The sequence below is a fragment of the Fibrobacter sp. UWH5 genome (assembly GCF_900142505.1).
Lineage (GTDB): Bacteria > Fibrobacterota > Fibrobacteria > Fibrobacterales > Fibrobacteraceae > Fibrobacter.
Map to the genome: position 1 here is coordinate 1 of NZ_FRBB01000021.1, position 19,195 is coordinate 19,195.

Genomic DNA, 19,195 nt, shown 5'->3' on the forward strand with positions numbered 1-19,195 from the left:
GTGCACGAGGGCTACGGGAAGGAGGTGCTGGACATCTTCATGAGGGAACTCAGCGAAGAGCAGCGCAAGGGCGTGGAGCTTGTGACTTGTGATGGGGCCAAGTGGATAAGGTCAAGCATCGAGGAGTTCCTGCCCAATGCCGAACGGTGCGTGGACAGCTTCCATGTCGTACAGTGGGCGACAGACGCCCTGGACAAGGTCCGTGTGGAAGCCTGGAGGGAGGCCCGCAAGGAACGCTGCAATCCGAAACGGGGACGAGGCAGGCCCACGAAGGATAGCGTCCCGAAGGACCGCACCGCGGAGGGGATAAAGAACTCCAGGTACGCTCTGGGCAAGGCTCCAGAGAACCTTAACGAAAGCCAGCAGAGAAAAATAGAGCTCATAGCCAGCCGCTATCCGCGTCTCTACAGGGCATACCAGCTCAAGGAGGAGCTACGCATCATCCTGAAGATGGACTATGCCGATGCCAGGGAAAATCTGGACAGGTGGCTGTGGCGGGCAAGCCACTCACGCATCGGCTCAGTAAAGGATCTGTACGCAAAGATCAAGCGCAACTACGACGGAATCCTCAACACAATCAGGCTGGGCGTGTCAAACGCAAGGATCGAGGCGACGAACAACAAGATAAAGCTACTGATACGGACTGCCTATGGCTTCAGGAACATGAACAACATGCTGTCGCTGATAATGCTGAGCTGTTCCTATGTAGATGTACAGATAGCCTACGAATGGGAATCGGAATCGAGAGAATCATCTAGCAAGGCTGCCTAAATGCTTCCACACATGTTGATGATGCCTCATTTTTCTTTTGAATGGATCCTTCGCTTAGCTCAGGGGGACGTGGGGGGGGGGGCGCATCCACGTTTAGCTATTGTCAATGAATGAATTCATTTCAGCACATTTTCTAATGTTGTCAAGCCATTTGTAGATGTCCTTGGCGGAATAGGTTGGTAGGCCATCTTCATTACGTTTCTTTTCAAGAGCGCAGGCAAGCAGGGTGTATTCCTTTTCTAGTGAAGTGGCGAATACCCCCTGGTCATCAGTGTTTATAGATACGTTTATTTGGTATGATGTTGAATTTGGAACAAGATCCCTGTTGTAGAATCTTAGTACAGGGTGTTTTGAATATCGATCGAGATCTGTGATTCTCAGATTCGATGTCGGGTTTGTTTCTATTGCGATTTTCTTTTTTGCGATTTCTTCTCGCATTTTTTCTTGAATGCTTGCAATAATGTCTATATCACTATTTTCGAGAGCTTGTTCCGTAATTTGATTGCCTTTATTTCGGACTTGGGGGTCATAGTGATATTTCCAATAGATTTCTAGGGCCGCTTCATTTTGCCTTGCAATGTTTGTAGCTGGATCAGCGTTATTTCTAATGTTTTTTTTCCAGATATATTCATTAGATGTCATGTTTGGGGAGGGCTTGTCTCCTCGCAGCAACCATGCGTCATAGTAGTCGTCGATAGAATCGCTGATTTTTTTATTATATATGGCCAGGTATTGTTCCCTGAAAATGTTTTTGAGCCGTAATTTGATCCCTCCTTTGTCGGGAATAGAATAGTGATCCATTTTTTTGATTAGCCATACAGCATTGTCGAGTAAGTCTTGCCTGGGAATCACGATTCTAAAGTTTCGCGTTTTATAATAGCCATAAGGTGTTATTCCTAAAGCTACCGCATGACCTAAACGGTCTCCATTACCGAAATTCAAGAAGGTTATGCATTCATCAATTGCTCGAAGACCGTCAACAATAGAGTAGTAGTCTTCTCCTACATGAAAAGTGCGCCCTAGTTGCAGATCCCTTTTTGGGTATAGGTAGTCTAAAGTTGTTCGGCGAGGAATCTGCTTTAGCCATCTAAATATGGGGGCGAATACTTCGGGGCGGCAGCCAAATTCGGAACTAGCGGCATCGATTCCAATGATTGGATATTTTTCGGCAGAGATGCCCCCCTTAACTGATCTGTTATTTGTCCTGATCAACCAGGCTAAGGATGCTGCCTGCTTGGCTATTTTTTCTCTAAGATTCTGGTTTCGACAATAAATGGTGCAGTCTTGGGAACTTGATTTGGTTGTTTTATTGTCTGGCCGTTTGATAAAGTGAAGAATGTAGCCTGCCTTGACTTTGCTTTCAAGAAGGTTTGGCTGGTTTAAACGGAATACCTCGCTATTAATGATTTCTCCGAATTCCTTGATAGCCTGGGCTTGGTTTTGATGACAATTTTTAGGAGAAATCCTCATTTCTAAATTTGTTATTGGCTGATTACAGGCTGTACAGTGGATTGCCATGAAGGTAAACAGCTTTTCGTAAATGGATCTTTCTGGGATGAAAGTGGATTTTCTGCGTTCAATTTCAGAAAAATGTGAAAATCCCTTTATGCCGTCGTTTTGCAGAAGGAATCGGCTGAACTTATTTTTTGCTAGTAGGTAAACATGGAAAGGTAAAAAGATTTTTGACGCGCTTTCGGACTCACTATAAATCCTCTTGAAAAGTTCAAACAAGAGCTTTCGTTCTCCGATTAAGGGCACGTTGTAATATCTTTTGATGTCTTGCGATGTGATTGGATTGCGCAAGGCGTAATCAACGTACTTGCCTTTATAGTTAAACGCATCGAACTTTGCTGCACTAATCCCAGCACAAAGTTCCCTAGATGACATGTTGATGGATGCTTTGTCGCTTTTTAAAATTTGATATAATTTTCTTCGATCTTTGTCTGTATCTTGATTTTGAATAACTTTGAATAGGTAGAGTCGAGAAGCACGGGCTTTTTCTACAATACCATACATTTCGTTTGATATGTCAAAAAGAGACTGACGGATTTTCGCTTCTTCGGCAGTGGCGTTCATTAACGCCAACCAATTTAAATAGAAGCATAGGGATGAACCGTACAGGTGAAAGTGCAGTTCGCTGAGCCCTTGGTTTAATACTGTAGACAGTTCTGTATTGTCTGAAGTAATGTGAGGCTTCCATGCAAATGAATCAATCTTTTGGTTGTGCCGTGCAGCTTTGCTTGCTAAAAATGCTGTTGTGAATAAATCTTCGCCGACGATAGATGATATATCGTTCCAACTTAGATAATCATTGTATTTGCAAACAGGTTCATCTTTTTGCCAAAGCAAAAAGTTTTCGGCAGCGACCAAAGGAATGTTAAAAATATGGACGTTGTTGGACTCGTTAGATTTTAACCAATAGTCCTTGGCCATGGTGTGAACCGCCGATATGACGTCGGTCCCGTACATGGAATTGTGCTTCAAAAAATTGTCTTGAAAACAGCTTTCTTCGAGACCTTTATAGAAAGGCCTGATTGAATTATGTTTATCAATTTTTGATTCTGATTCAACTACGGAATTGATGTCAAGATCAACGAAATATGTTTGGAGGACTGCGTCTATATTGGTCATTTAGAGATCCAAATAATTTTTTTTGTAGAATTCAATGAATTTTTCTACAAGATTTTGGATTTCGGGGTTGCGCCATGGATTTTCTCTTGCAGGAATATTTCTTGTTATCCATTGTGACATTTTTTGATTATAGAATTCCTTAGGCTTCAAGACTTCACGGAATGTGGCTCTAATTTCTTCTGTATGGTAATTTTTTGCTAAGCTGAATTCTTTAAAAATGTCTTCGTATACTTCATATGACGGGGGGTAAATGATTTTTTTATCGTCGTCATCAAGGCTATATTCGTTATAGCTAGCCTTTGAATATTGTATGGCGAAAAGCTTGTCGAAAGTTTTGTTGTCGGCTTCGTTTAGTACATTTTGGAATTCTTTGACGAAGTTGTATTCGATAGCGTGCCAATCTCCATTGTTTGTTTCAAGATAATTGCGAATGTTGTATTGATTGACATTGTTAAAGAATTTAATTATGACTTCTCGATCAGAGCCCTGGTATTTACTTTCGGGGGTGTAGGCAATGGAATTCAGAAAGTCATTTAATACTTCCATATTCCGGATTGAAACAAAGGATTCTATTCCGTTTGTCCTTTTTTCTATACAAGTTTTCTTAATTCTGTTGTATAGGGAATCGCATTCTTTTTTTGTTGCGATTGTATATAAATCTTCGTCAATTCGCTTGTAGCACTCTTCGATATGATTCAGGTTAAAAAAGAAGGCTAATACATCAAAACAAACGTAGTCAACGTTGCTAGTTGAGGTTTGCCATATGATTTCTTGAACCTTACGATATTCGTTGTCGTTTTGATATTTTTTGTAGAAACGTCTAGAAATCATCAATGCGAAAAACTCAATTAGGCGAAGTTCTTTTATTGAATCGTTATTATTGATTGATTCAGATTCTATTTTGTCTTCTATAGTCTTGAATTCGTTTTGAATTGTTTTCAACGAAATGACTCGCCAGTCTCGTCTTAGCTTATAGCTTCCCTTTGTTTGGGGGAGAAGCTGGTAATCAAAGGTGTCGAAATAGTCTCCAGCAGACAAGATGTCGTAATCTGAAATATTGTTCAGTAATGAATTTTGCCGAATATTTTCTTCAATTTGGGGTGTTGTTGTTTTTAGATCCTGTTCTGTTTTTAGGTCGTATAAATCATATAGTCGCATAGAGTAGAATGTTTCTATGGCGAATAAAAAGGCCTTGTCTTGCTGGAATACAATCTTCTGCTTTATATACTGTATGACTTTGTTTACGTCGCCAAGAGAAATATTGTAGGATGTGTTGAATTCATTGCAAATAAAATCTATTGTCTTCGTTGAACCCTTAGGATTGCCCCTACCATCCTCTAGGTATTTATTGTGAAGATGTCTGACCACCGTTTTGTTGATTGTTGCGATGTCTGCTATGTTGAATAAGTTTGTAATGAAATTGCTGTCGGTAACGGTGAGTGTACTTCTTGCCCAGGATGTTGTGAAGTAATGAGAAAAACGTTGCTGGTTTTCCTTGAATTCTACGATATTGTCTTTGAATTCTTCCTTATCCTTCATTTGTATGAGCAATGACAGAAGTTGGTTGAATTCACGAAGGGTTCTGGGTACAATAAGGCTTGTTGTTCCCTTTGTATGGTAAAATAGATAACGGGTCTTGTTAAAAATGAGCTTTGTGACAGCGTATCTTGCGTGATATCCAGAGTTTTTTTCGTCTTTTATCCAATTGGAACCTAAGAAACTTTTGCTTTCTGGGATTTGTTTAGAATATGGTAAATATACATCTAAAACGTTATCGAATAAATTCTCGAAGGAGGGAAGTTCGAATCTGTGATTTTCGGGTATGAGCTTGATAAGGTATTTGTTTGCCATGTCGGCAATAGTGTCACTGCTCATGTTGTTTGATTCGAGGAGTAGTTTGTATTCTTTGTAGAATTCCTTTTCAACCACTTTATCTAATTGAGTGATTTTTAAAGCCATCAATATAACGACATTACTATGGTTTAGATATTTGCGGATCTGTTCAACCATTTCGTAGCCACATGAAGAATGAAGATCTATGTCGTCGATAGGGAGTACAAGAATGTTTTTCTGTTTGATGTTTAGGTAGGCGCTTATCAATTTATTGATTGAGCTTTCTAAATTGACCGATGCGCTAAGATCTATCAGTTTTTCAACGTTGTCGCTTTCTGAAAGGCAATTCCCGTCGGAATACTTTCTTTGGTTCATGTAAGAAATCGTATTTTTTACAATTTCAAATTTTTCTAGAATATCCTGCTTTTGGGACAGCGTTGTTTTATTTTCGTTACCGCTTTCGACATCTTTTTTGAAATCTGAAAATATTTGGCCCAAAAATACATCTAGAATGTTTGTGTTCTTGTCAAAAAAGGATGGGTCTATTGATGGAAGAACCGCGAATTTTTGTTTGGCAAAAACCTCGTTTTCGTAGATGAGATCATTTTCATTTTTATTAAGCATATGAGTGATTGAGTACATACAGGATGTTTTACCTGCACCTCTTTCGCCTATGAATGCAAAAATGTTGTTTTTGGGCTTTTGACCAAAATTGTTCCCAGAATTATTTGTTATGGCGATGTAGTCTTGCAGTTCCTGGAAAAACGACTCGTAAATCGTGCTAAAGACGGAATCCTTACTTTCGTCTCTATTTTCCACGTATATATTTGATTCTGCTTTGTAGTAGTACTTGATTGTCCCGTTATGTTTAGTATTTGGCATAATCGCCCCTTTTTTTGTTTTTACGCGCTAAATATAATTTTGTATGAAAGATTTTTGTTTTGTGTAAGATATTTGAAGTAAAATTTGTTTTATTTAGTCGTGGTGTCGTCCTTTTTTTTTTCAAGACAAAAGGCTTTCTATTTACAAAATTGTGGTGGGAAGGTTGAATCCTTCGCTTTGCTCAGGATGACGTGGTGGGGTGCAGGTGGATGACGTTTGTGGTATGATGTGCCAAAAGATGCAAAATGAATGTATATTGACGTTGAGTAGGGAAACGGCTATTATGTCAAAGACGCAGATTCAGCATTTTATTTCGGAGGTGGAAAACCTCTGCGAAGATGATAAGCTTCAGATAATTTCCATAATCCTGGACTCTTTACGCGTATCATCTAGAAAATCCATGGATGACGAAGCTGCCGTGAAACTGTTTGAAAAGTTTACTGGGTGCATAAAGGCTGATACTCAAGTTGATTGCCGCAGAGAAAAATGCGAATATCTTGACGAAAGGTATGGGGCATAATGAAACTCTTTGTGGGTACCAATGTTTTCGTTGAGGTAGAGTCAAGTTTTTTTGAAAAATAACACGTTCCAACATCAGTTTTAAGCCAGGTTCTTCCTGGCTTTTTTTATAACGCTTTCATTATTCTTTTGAATGGATCCTTCGCTTTGCTCAGGATGACGCGGGGTCGCGACACTCATGCAAACAGTTGTTTGCAAAATGATCAACCCTAATTTGTATCCCTTGACGCGGCAGGGTTAGTGATTCTAGATTTGCTTTTGGGACCACCGGTCGGTCGCCAACCTGCCTAAAGGCTGTTATTTAGATGAACCAAAACAAGAGGTAATTATGGCTCGTGAAATACGAGAAACCCCGATCTTGTTCGGTGAGGATGCTCGCCGTTTCTTAGCCCGTATGCAGGAAAAACGCACCGAGTCTCCAGAAGCTCGCGCTAGACGCTTACGGAATTACGAAATCATGTGTAAAGCGTATGAGGAGGGAATGCGTGAAAAACGCGCCCGCGAAGAAGCAAATGGAGGTGTTGATCCTTGTTTCAGACAGGTGTGATTGTCCCTAAATTTCTAAAACTTAAGTCTTCGGAAACTGTTAAAGCATTTGATTGTGGCGATGCTGATTTGAATGACTTCATTTTAAATCAGTCGGCTCCATTTGCTAAATCATTGCTAGCTACAAGTTATGTGTGTGTCAATCCGCAAGATGCTAGTGACGTTTATGCATTTTGTAGCTTGGCGAATGATAAGGTTGCCATAACAGATTTTCCGGGCAGGACTGAGTTTAATCGTTTCCGTAAAAATCAAGGTTTTCCTCAAGCTAAACGATTTAAATGTTATCCTGCAGTTAAAATATGTCGCCTTGGGGTTGATGTTTCTGCAAGGAAAAAACATGTTGGATCGATGGTTGTGGACTATATCAAGTCTCTGTTTTCAATGGATAACAAGACTGGCTGTAGATTCCTTACTGTAGATGCGTATTTGGCTGCGATTCCATTCTACCAAAAGAATGGGTTTGATTTCTTGAATCACGTAGATGAATGTAATCCGCATACCCGGTTGATGTACTTTGATTTGATGGACATTAAATGAAAGTGGTTCGTGAAATACGAGAAACACCGATCTTGTTCGGCGAGTTTTTTTATAGCGAAGAAGCTAACGGAGGTGTTGATTCATGTCCAAAAAAACTACCGATACAACCCTCAGCAAGTTCAGCCTCGTCGCAAAATCCGAGGGCATGGACATCGACAAACTGGAAAAATTCTGTGCAGAGAACGGGGTCTCCTTTACCGAGCTTCAGTCCTGGAGAGACTTGTCCCTGTCCGCAATGGAGAACTTTGGTGACGGAAACGTGATGTCCGTAAAACAGCATGAGGATGAAGTTGCCAAGCTCAAGGCGGAACTCGCTCGGAAAGAAAAGGCACTTGCTGAAGCCGCTCAAGGTATATCGTAGGCTGGAGTCTGCATACAAGGGAAGACGGAAAACTGGCGGAACTTCTTTTTGCGGAAACAATCCAGAAGCGTTGTCCTGACCAGAACATTTCGCTGCTCGTCCATGCGGACAACGGGAAGCCAATGCGGAGCAAGGATCTAAAGTCGCTATTCGAAATGCGGCATGTGATGTCCAGCCACAGCAGGCCGCACACGAGTAACGACAACGCTTTTGCCGAAAGCATCTGTATAACAATGAACACCTGCATTCAGGCCTGGATCTATTGCCGCCTTGCGCAGTCCATTTTGGCTACCATCAGGAAATTCTCGATCGTCGAAACGCCCTGCTGGAAAGATCTAGAGAACTGCATCCCGAACGCTTTGGGGGAAGGAGAAAGTTCTATAAAATTGAAGAAACAGTCTGCTTAAAGCACCGTATACACTTGCCAAAGGCGGGATGACGAATTAACTTTTAACTGAACAACCCGAGCGGACATATTGCCTGAAAATTGCCGGGAAATCTGCAGGGAGCACGGAATCAGTTCCGCACTCTACTATCGCTGGCGATCAAAGTACGGCGGCATGGACGCCTCCCTCATCGCCCGCCTCAAGGAGCTGGAACGCGAAAACGCGCAGCTGAAGAAAATGTACGCAGAGGAACGTCTCAAGGCTGAAATCGTTCAGGAGGCTCTCTCAAAAAAATGGTAAGGCCGTCTTCCAGGAAGGGGACCCTTCCCGCCGCGGCATGTTTGCATATACAGGAAAATTCGCGGCATCCTTGGCCGTGTGAAGAGGAAATTGCTGTAGCAGTTTATTGGGGAGCCCCTATGTGGAAAATAGCTGGAATAAAATTTTGTCAACTATTGTTTGCAAAATGAAAAAAAATTTTGATGGGCTTGCTTTTTTATTTGAGTTAGTGTACATTTGTGTAGCTTTTGCGAGCCGGGGTTCTTTTTATGTTTGAGGAATCCAAAGAAATGGAAGGAGGTGTGTTGAACATGGTCATTTACAAAATGTATATTGGGGGAGTGAAATGATTGGAGTTTTCTCGGTGCTTTTTGACATAGAAAAACTAGTTGGCTTTGCTGCCTATATCATGAAAAAGCTTGATGTCGATTCCATGAAGTACATCATGCTTATAAAGTTGATGTATCTTTCGGATCGAAAGTTCGTGGAACTGTATGACAGCACCATTTCTAATGATGATTTTGTTTCTATGCCCAAGGGCCCGGTTCTTTCTAGACTTTTGAATCTTATTCGAAATGATTCTTGTGAAAATCTTCAGAAAACGTGGAACGAATATTTTAGCACAAGTTTCAATGATATTCGTATGAATGAAAATTTTGCCATGGAAAAAATCAACAAACTTTCTCGGGCCGAAATGAAGGTCATTGACGATGTTGTTGAAAAATATGGCAATTGGGATCGATGGGCTCTTATTAACGAGGTTATGCATAAGCTTCCCGAGTGGGAAGACCCCAATGGTTCTTCTCGTCCGATTTCTCTCAGAAAAATGATGCTTGCTTTGGGCAAAAGCGAAGATGAAATTAATGCGGCTGTTGAAGAAATTGAACTCTACGAGCGGGAACTAGCTTAATGTGTAATCTTGAAGAAAGTTTTTCTCGTTTTGATGATAAGACCACGCATCGCTATTTTGTGATTACCCATGTTGATTCCAATGATGATGTTTTGGTGGTTAATCGTTCTACATATCATGGTTTACCTTCGGAAGAAACGACATGCATTCTAAATCCAGGGGATCATAGCTCTGTTGAGCATACCTCATATATTCCCTACAAGAGAGCAAAAATTGAGAAGTATTCTTTGATTCCTCGTAATCGCTTAGAAAAAGATGTTTCTCATGAATTGTACGAACGGATGCGTAATGGTGCAAGGATGTCGGACTTTATTCCGTATGAATGTTATCAGTTTATTATGAGTCACTGATTCCCTCGGGAAAATGCAGGTTTATCAAGCCATTAAAAAGAAGCAACTGCGCGTGAGGGGCGGGGCGTCGCCTTGGCGGCGAAACGGTCCCGCAACATAAAGCGCGACGGCACTGTTGTGCCGGGCCGCCCATAGCAAGGTTTCTAGATTTCCGAGGTATTTCCACATGCGCGTTGTCGTGCGTATAGAAGTATTTCTCGTCCACTTTGGTCGTTTTCGTCTAACAACTTTTCTGCCGCGCTAAAAAAATGACGCATGCTAAACTCGGCAAACACGCAATCATTCGGGTATCCGTCAAAGCTGTTTTCCGATGCATATGAAAATGCTTTTGCAAGTATCATAATTTCAGAATACGAAAGTTCCATTTTATATTTTCTTTGAGTATCGAACATGGGATTGTCTGTCGTTGGCAAATAATCTTTTATTTTCTCCAAACAATTGTCGTCATGCCCGATTCCACAAACATTAGACCATATTTCATATATTTGACATTCTAGATTGAAGATTTTTATTCCATAATCTTCAATTTCTTTTTGATGCGCATATAGAACGTCTCGAAGATTGTTGTGAATAAATCTGCGAAGTTCGATTTCCTTATCAAGAGAAAGCTTTATTCCTAATTCTTTAAGCTGTTCTACTTTATTTTCCGTATCAATAATTGATACTAGGAAGGATTCGACAGAGAATGTATTTTTCTGGTTCATATTTTCCTCATTTGCTTGTCTAGTCCTGCCAAAAGTAGATTACAAAATGTGAGTTGATTGCGTTTTCAGAGAAGCGCATATAAGAACATCGCCCGGCAAGCCTAGAGTCTTGCCGGGCAAAAATATTTTATTGTTGGTCAATAATGCTCTTTACCAGCAAGTAAACCCTAGTTCCCAGGCCTTGCGGCCAACGATCCTTGACATTTACATCCAAAGATTCCGCTCGTTTAATTGCATCTTGAACAAAAGGCATCAAAGATTCTGCATCATAGGATGATTCTGAATATGCCCCCATCAATTCACGAAGACGCTTCTTCAGCAACGGGTCTCCACTCTTTGATACTCTCTTGTTGTCCAAAAGGTTCTGTTTCTCCGAGTCGCTAATCTGAGAAACGTCAATCTTATGCAATAGCAGCCATAGCTCAAAGCATGGGTTGCTAAGGCAAAAATGCATATATTCTTTTTGTTCGCAGCGAGCTGCTATTTCGGACAATGTTTTATCAAGCCACTTGTCCTTGTCGATGACCAGCCACAATTGATCCTTTTTGTCAAGGTCAAATTCCTTGGCGAAAGTTTCAAGCTGCTGTTCAACGTTTTCCGGGCTTGAACTATTGTTGTCCCTTTTCAGAATTTCAACATGAACATTGGCTGCGCGTTGACTGTTTTTGACTGTTTCGAAATAGATGTTCTCAGTGTAACGACCTTCTGCGGCAATCACAACTAGACGTGATGATTTACCGCCTTCAGTCCTTCCATAACCCTTAAATTTTCGCATTCTATCCCTATAGTTTAAGATTCACAGGCGATGTAAAGAATGGAATGGCTCCATAACGACCTTGTAGGTAGCCCTTCTTTATGTCTTCCTTAAAATCAAATTCTGCTAGAGATGTTGCGTGGCTAGCGCCGTTCTTCTCTTTTTCCACAAACCAGATTTCATCTCTTCTAAATATTTTCGTATCGAGAAGGTTGCTTTCATGTGTTGTTGCGATCAGCTGGCTCTCGCTATCTCGAGCAAGTCTTTGCAAGAAGAAGTCAAAAATTTGGTACGAAAGTCTTGGATGCAGACTTCTATCGATTTCATCAACCAGGAAAACATAGTTGCCCAGTTTCAGCATAATCAACATAGGAATAAGGTCGAATAATCTAATAGACCCATCCGATTCCTCGTGCATATTAAAGGTGTATTCCTTATTATCCGATCCCTTATGGATGGTTTTCTGCATAGAAATCTTTATCGATCCATCTTCAGCCATTTCGAAGAAATACAAATCCTCTCCATTTCCAGAAAAGACGATGTTTTTACTATCAGGTTTTAGTTCAGACTGTATTTCGGCAACAATATCGCTAGACAGCTTGAGTTCTTCTTTATTTATCGGAATACGTTTAATCCGGTCGATGCCGGTATTAAAGTACTTTAACAGAGAATTGAATGATTTTTCGAAATTCTTGTCTTCTTCTATTTTAAAGGACAAACCTTGAAATCTAGATTCGGGGAATATGATTCGCAAAGTTTCGTCGAACCAACTATAAGCGTTCTTAATAGAGTCAATGCCTTCACCGTTCCTGCTATTGTATTCAGATAGAAAACTCTTTTTTGACGGCGTTGCCTTTGCTAGGAATTCGATAAACTTTGCAGTTTCTGTATTAAGTTTCTTTTCTCCCAGCGAGATGCTGTTTTCTCCCGGTTTAACAGTACGTTCAAAAACCTTTTTCTGAGAACGCGCCTTAACTTCATAAAGCCATTCTTCAACAACGCCCTGAATATTGAATTTCATTCCGTAAGCAAAATATTTTGCCCCAGACTTGAATTCAATTTCAATTCTAGAAGGTTCGTTATCGGGTCCTTTTAGTTTAAATGGTTCAATAAGGTTTGCGGGCCACTTTCCACAAGCAATTTCCTTGAGCAGATGAATTGCCTTTATGACATTACTTTTGCCCGAAGCATTTGCACCATAAATTATACCAGATTTCAGAAGGGAGATTTCATCTCTCTTTTGGGCTCGAACAACAAGTTCCTCAAGGTTGTCACTTTTTCCTGCAACAAAACTTATGCTTGTTTCTTCATTAAATGAATAAATATTCTCAAACGAAGCTCTTATGATCATTCAAGTCCTCCTTCGTGAAAATTTCAAGCCAAATTTAGCAAATTACCGACATAAATATCAATATTTTTTTTAAATTTGTCAAATTTTATTAAAAAATAGTTGTAAAATGACAAGAAAAAGATGCAAAGATTTGTAGAAAAACCTTCCATGACACTATATTCTTTGAATGTTTATGCCCATCCGCAATCAAACTGCGGTCAAGCTTATAAGAAACGGAGGATTTTCTTATCGTAGAATTGTATAATCCATAGATCAAAAACTCTGGCTCAACTTTCCATTTTGAAGGTTGGGTCACAGTTTTCTTTAAAAAGGTAGATGCCCATAACATTAGATTCAAGGGTAGCGCCTGTGCTATTGCTGGTGCATTGGTATTGGGGCAAAACCGTTGTTTCGTGCAACCTTTTTCGCTTGTAGGCTGCGGGAGGAGTCTGTAAAAATGTACATTGTGTTTAAGGTGGTAAATGTCCAATGATTAATCCGATATATGGAACAGATGTTTTATTGAATGCGGCCTTGTGGGTTGCAGAACGTCTTCCTGATCAGGATAGGCGTATCCACAAACTGTTCAAGATTCTTTGGTTTGCTGATTTACATCACCTTAAGCAGTATGGTTGCTCAATTACTGGTGATACTTATATTGCTATGAATTATGGCCCTGTGCCATCAGCCCTTTATGATATAATCAAGGGTAACTGCTCGCCTGAATTGCGAGTGTTCACAAAGTACGAGAATGGATTCTTTGATATTTCAAAGAAAAGCGACAGGGAGTACCTCTCTGAGTCTGATGTTGAATTTCTTCAAAAATCCATGGATGAAAATGCTTCCCTCTCTTTTCCGAGCCTAGTCCAGAAGTCTCACGCTTCTGCTTGGAATTCCGCTTGGAAAGAAGGGGAGAATACGTCTATTCGTATGAGTGAAATCCTTGATGAAATTGATGCCGATGCAGAAATCCGTGAAATTGTCAAGAATGAGCGTGAAACACTTTCTGCATTGAACGTTAACGATGGCTGATGAAGAACTTGTACAAGGTGATGTCGTTCGTTCAATGACAGGAACGATTGTTAATTGTGAACACCAGAAAATGCTTGTGTTTGTGAACGAACTTTCCGGAAAGGTTGGTCTTGTTACCATTAACTCTAAACCTTATCCGAAGAGGGGACCAGAAACTCAACTATGTTGATTGTTCTAGCCTATTCGTGAAGACTATTGAGGAATTCAAAAATTTGATGAAGAACGGCCAGGTTTTCCGTATAGGCAATGTTGATACCAGAACGATGGATAAGATTGTTCTCGCTGCTTCTGACAGTAAGCTTCTGAGAGATTTCCAGAAAAAGTTCTTCGATTCATCCTTAGGTTGAACTTCCAACATCATGTTTTAAGCCAGGTTCTTCCTGGCTTTTTTTATAACGCTTTCATAATTCTTTTGAATGGATCCTTCGCTTTGCTCAGGATGACGTGGGGTCGCGACACTCATGCAAACAGTTGTTTGCAAAATGATCAACCCTAATTTGTATCCCTTGATGCGGCAGGGTTAGTGATTCTAGATTTGCTTTTGGAAAAAGAGGTACTTATGGCTCGTGAAATACGAGAAACCCCGATCTTGTTCGGCTAGTTTTTTTTCGAAGAAGCAAATGGAGGTGTTGATCCTTGTTTCAGACAGGTGTGATTGTCCCTAAATTTCTAAAACTTAAATCTTCGGAAACTGTTAAAGCATTTGATTGTGGCGATGCTGATTTGAATGACTTCATTTTAAATCAGTCGGCTCCATTTGCTAAATCATTGTAGATTCCTTACTGTAGATGCGTATTTGGCTGCGATTCCATTCTACCAAAAGAATGGGTTTGATTTCTTGAATCACGTAGATGAATGTAATCCGCATACTCATGTCCAAAAAAAACTACCGATACAACCCTCAGCAAGTTCAGCCTCGTCGCAAAATCCGAGGGCATGGGCATCGACGAACTGGAAAAATTCTGTGCAGAGAACGGGGTCTCCTTTACCGAGCTTCAGTCCTGGAGAGACTTGTCCCTGTCCGCAATGGAGAACTCTGGTGACGGAAACGTGATGTCCGTAAAACAGCATGAGGATGAAGTTGCCAAGCTCAAGGCGGAACTCGCTCGGAAAGAAAAGGCACTTGCTGAAGCCGCTGCGCTCTTGATTCTACAAAAAAACTTCGGCAATTTTGGAACAGGAAAAGTAGCGGAACCGAAGAAGCTGGAAATCCTTGCCGCCATCGAGGAGGCCACCGGCTATCGCTGCGGAATGCCCGAACGGCGTGCCCGCAAAGAAGGAATTCCTGCTGATGCTGCCGGGCGATGTTTACCAGACGAACGCCGACACCGCGAAACTCGAGGCGGAATGCGGCTACAAGCCCTACTGGAGCCTTCACGACGGCATCGCCGAATTCATGAAGTGGTACAAGAGCGACAAGAATCCGTTGAGGTAGGGCTGTTGCTGGATGCGGGGCGCAAGATGCCCACGGGGTCGCCGGCGCGCCCCCGCGAAATATTTTTCAAAAAAATGCGCCGGGGGTATTGACAACCGTCCTGCGTTTGCGTACATTTAATAGTGAACAAATGTATAGATTTTTAGAGCGATATGAACGAAGAGATTGTAATTTTCAGGACCAATGACGAGTCCATCAATGTGGAGGTCCGTTTCGAGGACGAGACGGCCTGGCTTACGCAGGACCAGATGTCCGTGCTGTTTAGCAAGTCTAAATCGACCATAAACGAGCATATAAAGAACATTTTCCAGGAAGGTGAACTGGTCGAATCGCAGGTGATGAGAAAATTCGGAAATTCCGAATTTACGCATAATTTGACGAAAATGACCAATTTTTACAACCTTGACGTCATTATTTCTGTCGGTTACCGCGTAAAGTCCCTGCGTGGCACCCAGTTCAGGCAGTGGGCCACGAAACGCCTCAAGGAGTATATTGTCAAGGGCTTTACGATGGACGATGAACGCCTGAAAAATCTTGGCGGAGGCAGCTACTGGCAAGAACTTCTGGCGCGGATTCGCGACATCCGTGCCAGCGAGAAGGTGTTCTACCGACAGGTTCTCGACATTTACGCGACGAGTATTGACTATGACCCCAAGGCGGATACATCGGTTCTGTTCTTCAAGAAGGTGCAGAACAAGATGCATTTTGCCGTGCACGGGCAGACTGCGGCGGAGGTCATCTATAGCCGCGCAGATGCCGAAAAGGTTTTTATGGGACTTACGACTTTTTCTGGGGATAAGCCGACTCTTCAAGAGGCGTTGATTGCCAAAAATTATCTGGATGAAAGGGAATTGCGAGCCATGGGGCAAATCGTTTCAGGTTATCTGGACTTCGCAGAGCGCAAGGCCGAACGCCATGAACCGATGACTATGGCGGACTGGTCAAAGCACCTGGATCAAATCCTGACGGCTGGTGGCGAACATTTGCTTAAAGGCAATGGCTCTATTTCCCATGAACAGGCGGTCGAAAAGGCTTCCGGTGAATATCGAAAATACCAGCAAAAGACGCTCTCGTCTGTAGAAAAGGCTTTCTTGGATTCTATCAAGACGATCGAGAAAAAAACTTCAAAAAAAACTTGAGCAGGGTAAAAACTTTATTGACAAATTGCCTGGTTGCAGGAATTAGAGAACAGGAAGGGCCGGGCGGGCTCTTGCCAGGGCCAAGTCGGATGATGGTGCCGCCGAGACGGTTGTGCTCGTGGAATCCGCCGCTTAAGCCCACCCCCTCAGAGAAATTTGCGAAAGACAACATACGTTATCGCTTGAACTTTATTATAATTGTCTAGTGGGTTTTGCCCGGTTTTGTTTACGATAAGAACGAGGTTTTATGGAAGGATTGCCGAGAACACATGAAAGCGACGTTATTCAGTTTGTAGTCCTTGCCATAGAAGGTGGGGCGAAAGTCCTTGGCGTGGAACCGACTGAATTCGTAAACCGTCTTGAAAAATAGAATCTGATAGAAAAGCGTCTTTTGGAAGGCTATGAAATGCTGCATACTCAAAGCAAGGAATATGTGGCAGACGACATCGCCGAAACCCTAGTCAACTGGGAGAATGATTTGTGATTTTATATCATGGCTCCTTGGTTGTTGTTGAAAGACCTCTTGTGGGAATAGGTCGCTCGGATCTTGATTGCGGCCCTGGTTTCTATTTGACGAAACACCGAGAACAGGCTGAACGATGGGCGAAAATTAAGTCTGGAAGAAAGAAAATTCCGAGGCTTTTTCTTAACATTTGGACTTTTTATCAGGGGTAGTTTACGGATAAAATTACAGCTGGTGGTTTCAAAACCATCAGCCTTTTGTTTTATCGTTTGCTCCTGTATTAAAATTGATTTACAAGCATTTTGCTGTATATGTATGACAAATTAACTGCATCTGTATTGCAGATTTTTTGCTCGTACAAAATTTTACCGAAATTTATGACAAACTATTTTATATTTCGCCAACGATCGTATTAACGGTCGTAAAACTGTTGCGTAGGGAAAATGAAGAGGAAAAGATGAAAAAAAAGACACTGTGCGTCATGACGACGGCGCTTGCCTGCGTAACTGCAGGTGCAGCGACTAATTATGACCTTCTTGGCCGTAAGGCTAGCAAGATGAATTCACCCATGGTCTATAAGGATGCTGACCACATGGCTATCAAGAAAAATGGCCTTGGTGGCGACAACCTGCAGGCTGCATCTGTAGCTGTTAAGACTGCGTACCGAGCCGAATTCGACGAAGGTATTTACAATCATGATCGTGGATCTGATGGTCTCCCTACGAAGAATTTCATCACGTACCAGACCTACTACAATACCAATTGCTACTCCCTTTATCATACTCCTAACGCCAGGTATTATTTCGGGTGGAGCCAGTACGATCAAACTCCCGTCATATACAATTTCTCCACTACCCCCTATACGGTTAATGGTGCAAAGACGGCTACGGGCTACGATGTCAGTTTCTCCAAGACCAATTCCGACAAGCTTACGATTGTGGGGATTTCTTCTTCCTACAATGACTATGTTTACTTGCAGTTCAAGAACTTCGATGAAGTGCCGTACAGCCAGAGCGGAAAGGCCTTCCCTTACGAGAATCTGAAATACAGCTATTATAACTTTAGTGACGATTATGTCGGCATCTATGTAGATACCAAGGCTTACCCGGCCTGGTTGAAGGATCAGACTCCCTCGAAGTTCTTCTTGCTGGAAGGCAGTGTTTTGGATAATATCACTTGCCAGGCTCATGTACCCACCCCGAATGACGAATACAACGCCACTCTCCTGAATTACGCTATGCCGGGTCAGAATAAGGGTGCTTACACTTTTATTCACAACTCCAAGTGCGAAAAGAGCCCGTATCCCGAAAATCCGTCTAGCCGTGACCCCCAGATTTACATGGGTGTTCATGCTGCCGAAGATACTCCCACCGATAAGTATACCGAAGAGACCAGGGAGCTGGATAATTACATCTACGAAAACCACATGCTTGAAATCGTGGGTGCCGGTAACTACAAGAACAATAGAAAGGGCCTGATGAATGCCAAGGCTTATGCCGCCAACGCAATCACCGTCGGTTCTGTAGATACCAAGAATACCATGGGTTTCTTCTCGGCCTGGGCCAACGCCCCGTACACCAACGCTGGCAAGACCGTAAGGGGCCAGAAGCCCGAAATTGCGAACTACACGGACTTTAGCTTCTTCGATAAGTCCAAGCGCAAGACCGATGTCAAGACCTACTCCAAGGGTGATTCAGTCTACACCAAGTACGAGGTTATGGATGGAACTATGGGTGCTACGGCTTATACCGCCAACATGATGGCCAATCTCATTAGGAGACAGCCTTTCATGCGTTACCATCCCGAAATGGCCAAGGCTCGACTCCTTACTTCCAGCATCCTGAAAATCAACGATGAAAACAAGAGCGGTGCCGTAGGCATTCCTTACTATCCGGCTCTCATGGGTTCTGAATACATTAACGAACCTGGTTATGAACATTACATCAATAAGTCTAACTACTGGTATGGCGATGTCAATAGGATGTTCACAAAGGTTAGCGGCAAGAATCAGTACGAACTGTTCATCCCCTTTACTGTAAAGCCGGGATATAAGTATCGTGCCGCCATTTCTTGGCTCTCTTCTGGTGACGATATTGCAACGTATAACCGCGTTCCCCAGGACTTCGACCTGTTCCTGGTTGACAACTCGGGCAAGACTCTTGCCAGTGCCTCCAATAGCGGCGCAACTCCTTATGAACTGTTGAGCTACACGGCTACCCAGGAACAGACCGTCAAGGTCAAGATTCTTCTTTACGAAGATATCAATGGTGAAGGTCATCCCCGTCATCACAAGATTAAGCTTGGCTTCAACTTCCTTGAATATAAGGAATAGA

General features: G+C 42.1%; 21 protein-coding genes and 1 pseudogene. 17 read left to right on the forward strand and 5 right to left on the reverse strand.

Features of this window, described 5'->3' with window-relative positions:
* On the forward strand, window positions 1-771 hold a 771-nt coding region (locus BUB38_RS13540), incomplete at its 5' end, for a transposase (RefSeq protein WP_175547691.1).
* 93 nt (window positions 772-864) lie between these two features.
* On the opposite strand, the gene BUB38_RS13545 is transcribed toward BUB38_RS13540, so the two are convergent.
* The gene (locus BUB38_RS13545) at window positions 865-3,402 is read right to left on the reverse strand and encodes a hypothetical protein (RefSeq protein WP_073161274.1); all 2,538 of its coding nucleotides are present in this window, start codon (window positions 3,400-3,402) and stop codon (window positions 865-867) included.
* Window positions 3,403-6,117 carry a hypothetical protein gene (locus tag BUB38_RS13550; protein ID WP_073161275.1) on the reverse strand — a complete coding sequence of 905 codons (2,715 nt, stop codon included), beginning with the start codon at window positions 6,115-6,117 and terminating at the stop codon, window positions 3,403-3,405. It abuts the gene before it with no gap.
* Window positions 6,118-6,400: 283 nt separating this feature from the next.
* Between BUB38_RS13550 and BUB38_RS13555 the strand changes: the two genes are divergently transcribed.
* The 8 genes and pseudogenes from BUB38_RS13555 (at window position 6,401) to BUB38_RS16120 (ending at window position 10,005) form a co-directional block, all read left to right on the forward strand.
* Window positions 6,401-6,637 carry a hypothetical protein gene (locus BUB38_RS13555; protein ID WP_139258460.1) on the forward strand — a complete coding sequence of 79 codons (237 nt, stop codon included), beginning with the start codon at window positions 6,401-6,403 and terminating at the stop codon, window positions 6,635-6,637.
* Window positions 6,638-6,964: 327 nt separating this feature from the next.
* Complete coding sequence (locus tag BUB38_RS13560) at window positions 6,965-7,183, forward strand: hypothetical protein (RefSeq protein WP_073161277.1); 219 nt, start codon at window positions 6,965-6,967, stop codon at window positions 7,181-7,183.
* Entirely contained in the window at window positions 7,165-7,719 is a 555-nt protein-coding gene (locus BUB38_RS13565; RefSeq protein ID WP_073161278.1) for a GNAT family N-acetyltransferase, read from the forward strand. The genes BUB38_RS13560 and BUB38_RS13565 overlap by 19 nt, the downstream gene beginning before the upstream one ends.
* 82 nt (window positions 7,720-7,801) lie before the next feature.
* Window positions 7,802-8,080, forward strand: a complete 279-nt coding sequence (locus BUB38_RS13570; protein ID WP_073161279.1) for a hypothetical protein — start codon at window positions 7,802-7,804, stop codon at window positions 8,078-8,080.
* 122 nt (window positions 8,081-8,202) lie between these two features.
* Window positions 8,203-8,487 (forward strand): hypothetical protein, encoded by a 285-nt coding sequence (locus BUB38_RS13575; protein ID WP_073161280.1) that lies wholly within the window; start codon window positions 8,203-8,205, stop codon window positions 8,485-8,487.
* Between the two features lie 87 nt (window positions 8,488-8,574).
* Window positions 8,575-8,760: pseudogene (locus tag BUB38_RS13580) on the forward strand (transposase); the annotation flags it as partial.
* A gap of 331 nt (window positions 8,761-9,091) precedes the next feature.
* Window positions 9,092-9,655 carry a Panacea domain-containing protein gene (locus BUB38_RS13585; RefSeq protein ID WP_083542211.1) on the forward strand — a complete coding sequence of 188 codons (564 nt, stop codon included), beginning with the start codon at window positions 9,092-9,094 and terminating at the stop codon, window positions 9,653-9,655.
* Window positions 9,655-10,005, forward strand: a complete 351-nt coding sequence (locus BUB38_RS16120) for a hypothetical protein (protein ID WP_139258462.1) — start codon at window positions 9,655-9,657, stop codon at window positions 10,003-10,005. The genes BUB38_RS13585 and BUB38_RS16120 overlap by 1 nt, the downstream gene beginning before the upstream one ends.
* Window positions 10,006-10,148: 143 nt before the next feature.
* Here BUB38_RS16120 and BUB38_RS13590 read toward each other — a convergent pair whose 3' ends face one another.
* From BUB38_RS13590 to BUB38_RS13600, 3 genes are all read right to left on the reverse strand, one after another.
* A complete protein-coding gene (locus BUB38_RS13590) occupies window positions 10,149-10,709 on the reverse strand; it encodes a hypothetical protein (RefSeq protein ID WP_073161282.1) in 561 nt (186 codons plus the stop codon).
* A 127-nt stretch (window positions 10,710-10,836) separates the two neighbouring features.
* The gene (locus BUB38_RS13595; protein ID WP_073161283.1) at window positions 10,837-11,484 is read right to left on the reverse strand and encodes an RloB family protein; all 648 of its coding nucleotides are present in this window, start codon (window positions 11,482-11,484) and stop codon (window positions 10,837-10,839) included.
* A 7-nt stretch (window positions 11,485-11,491) separates the two neighbouring features.
* On the reverse strand, window positions 11,492-12,814 hold the full coding sequence (locus BUB38_RS13600) for an AAA family ATPase (RefSeq protein WP_073161284.1): 1,323 nt from the start codon (window positions 12,812-12,814) through the stop codon (window positions 11,492-11,494).
* Window positions 12,815-13,282: 468 nt separating this feature from the next.
* Here BUB38_RS13600 and BUB38_RS13605 point away from each other — a divergent pair, with 468 nt between their 5' ends.
* The 8 genes from BUB38_RS13605 to BUB38_RS13630 all read left to right on the forward strand — a co-directional run bounded on the left by BUB38_RS13605 (window position 13,283) and on the right by BUB38_RS13630 (window position 19,194).
* The gene (locus BUB38_RS13605; RefSeq protein ID WP_073161285.1) at window positions 13,283-13,825 is read left to right on the forward strand and encodes a Panacea domain-containing protein; all 543 of its coding nucleotides are present in this window, start codon (window positions 13,283-13,285) and stop codon (window positions 13,823-13,825) included.
* Between the two features lie 185 nt (window positions 13,826-14,010).
* Complete coding sequence (locus BUB38_RS16430; protein WP_175547692.1) at window positions 14,011-14,172, forward strand: hypothetical protein; 162 nt, start codon at window positions 14,011-14,013, stop codon at window positions 14,170-14,172.
* A gap of 589 nt (window positions 14,173-14,761) precedes the next feature.
* The gene (locus BUB38_RS13610; protein ID WP_073161286.1) at window positions 14,762-15,352 is read left to right on the forward strand and encodes a hypothetical protein; all 591 of its coding nucleotides are present in this window, start codon (window positions 14,762-14,764) and stop codon (window positions 15,350-15,352) included.
* A gap of 60 nt (window positions 15,353-15,412) precedes the next feature.
* Entirely contained in the window at window positions 15,413-16,399 is a 987-nt protein-coding gene (locus BUB38_RS13615; RefSeq protein WP_073161287.1) for a virulence RhuM family protein, read from the forward strand.
* Between the two features lie 247 nt (window positions 16,400-16,646).
* Window positions 16,647-16,769 (forward strand): hypothetical protein, encoded by a 123-nt coding sequence (locus BUB38_RS16860; RefSeq protein ID WP_256382244.1) that lies wholly within the window; start codon window positions 16,647-16,649, stop codon window positions 16,767-16,769.
* Window positions 16,770-16,790: 21 nt separating this feature from the next.
* Window positions 16,791-16,883, forward strand: coding sequence for a DUF3791 domain-containing protein (locus BUB38_RS17055; protein WP_217650890.1), 93 nt, complete (start codon window positions 16,791-16,793; stop codon window positions 16,881-16,883).
* Entirely contained in the window at window positions 16,880-17,074 is a 195-nt protein-coding gene (locus BUB38_RS17060; protein ID WP_073161288.1) for a DUF3990 domain-containing protein, read from the forward strand. The genes BUB38_RS17055 and BUB38_RS17060 overlap by 4 nt, the downstream gene beginning before the upstream one ends.
* A gap of 245 nt (window positions 17,075-17,319) precedes the next feature.
* Window positions 17,320-19,194, forward strand: a complete 1,875-nt coding sequence (locus BUB38_RS13630) for a S8 family serine peptidase (RefSeq protein ID WP_139258463.1) — start codon at window positions 17,320-17,322, stop codon at window positions 19,192-19,194.
* Window position 19,195: the final 1 nt, after the last annotated feature.

Coding starts and splice junctions, on each gene's coding strand:
- BUB38_RS13630 (WP_139258463.1), top strand. CDS start 17,320: ATGAAAAAAAAGACACTGTGCGTCATGACGACGGCGCTTGCCTGCGTA.
- BUB38_RS13595 (WP_073161283.1), bottom strand. CDS start 11,484: ATGCGAAAATTTAAGGGTTATGGAAGGACTGAAGGCGGTAAATCATCA.
- BUB38_RS13545 (WP_073161274.1), bottom strand. CDS start 3,402: ATGACCAATATAGACGCAGTCCTCCAAACATATTTCGTTGATCTTGAC.
- BUB38_RS16120 (WP_139258462.1), top strand. CDS start 9,655: ATGTGTAATCTTGAAGAAAGTTTTTCTCGTTTTGATGATAAGACCACG.
- BUB38_RS13575 (WP_073161280.1), top strand. CDS start 8,203: ATGCGGAGCAAGGATCTAAAGTCGCTATTCGAAATGCGGCATGTGATG.
- BUB38_RS13615 (WP_073161287.1), top strand. CDS start 15,413: ATGAACGAAGAGATTGTAATTTTCAGGACCAATGACGAGTCCATCAAT.
- BUB38_RS13610 (WP_073161286.1), top strand. CDS start 14,762: ATGGGCATCGACGAACTGGAAAAATTCTGTGCAGAGAACGGGGTCTCC.
- BUB38_RS13600 (WP_073161284.1), bottom strand. CDS start 12,814: ATGATCATAAGAGCTTCGTTTGAGAATATTTATTCATTTAATGAAGAA.
- BUB38_RS13555 (WP_139258460.1), top strand. CDS start 6,401: ATGTCAAAGACGCAGATTCAGCATTTTATTTCGGAGGTGGAAAACCTC.
- BUB38_RS13570 (WP_073161279.1), top strand. CDS start 7,802: ATGTCCAAAAAAACTACCGATACAACCCTCAGCAAGTTCAGCCTCGTC.
- BUB38_RS13560 (WP_073161277.1), top strand. CDS start 6,965: ATGGCTCGTGAAATACGAGAAACCCCGATCTTGTTCGGTGAGGATGCT.
- BUB38_RS13590 (WP_073161282.1), bottom strand. CDS start 10,709: ATGAACCAGAAAAATACATTCTCTGTCGAATCCTTCCTAGTATCAATT.
- BUB38_RS13605 (WP_073161285.1), top strand. CDS start 13,283: ATGATTAATCCGATATATGGAACAGATGTTTTATTGAATGCGGCCTTG.
- BUB38_RS13550 (WP_073161275.1), bottom strand. CDS start 6,117: ATGCCAAATACTAAACATAACGGGACAATCAAGTACTACTACAAAGCA.
- BUB38_RS13585 (WP_083542211.1), top strand. CDS start 9,092: ATGATTGGAGTTTTCTCGGTGCTTTTTGACATAGAAAAACTAGTTGGC.
- BUB38_RS16860 (WP_256382244.1), top strand. CDS start 16,647: ATGGAAGGATTGCCGAGAACACATGAAAGCGACGTTATTCAGTTTGTA.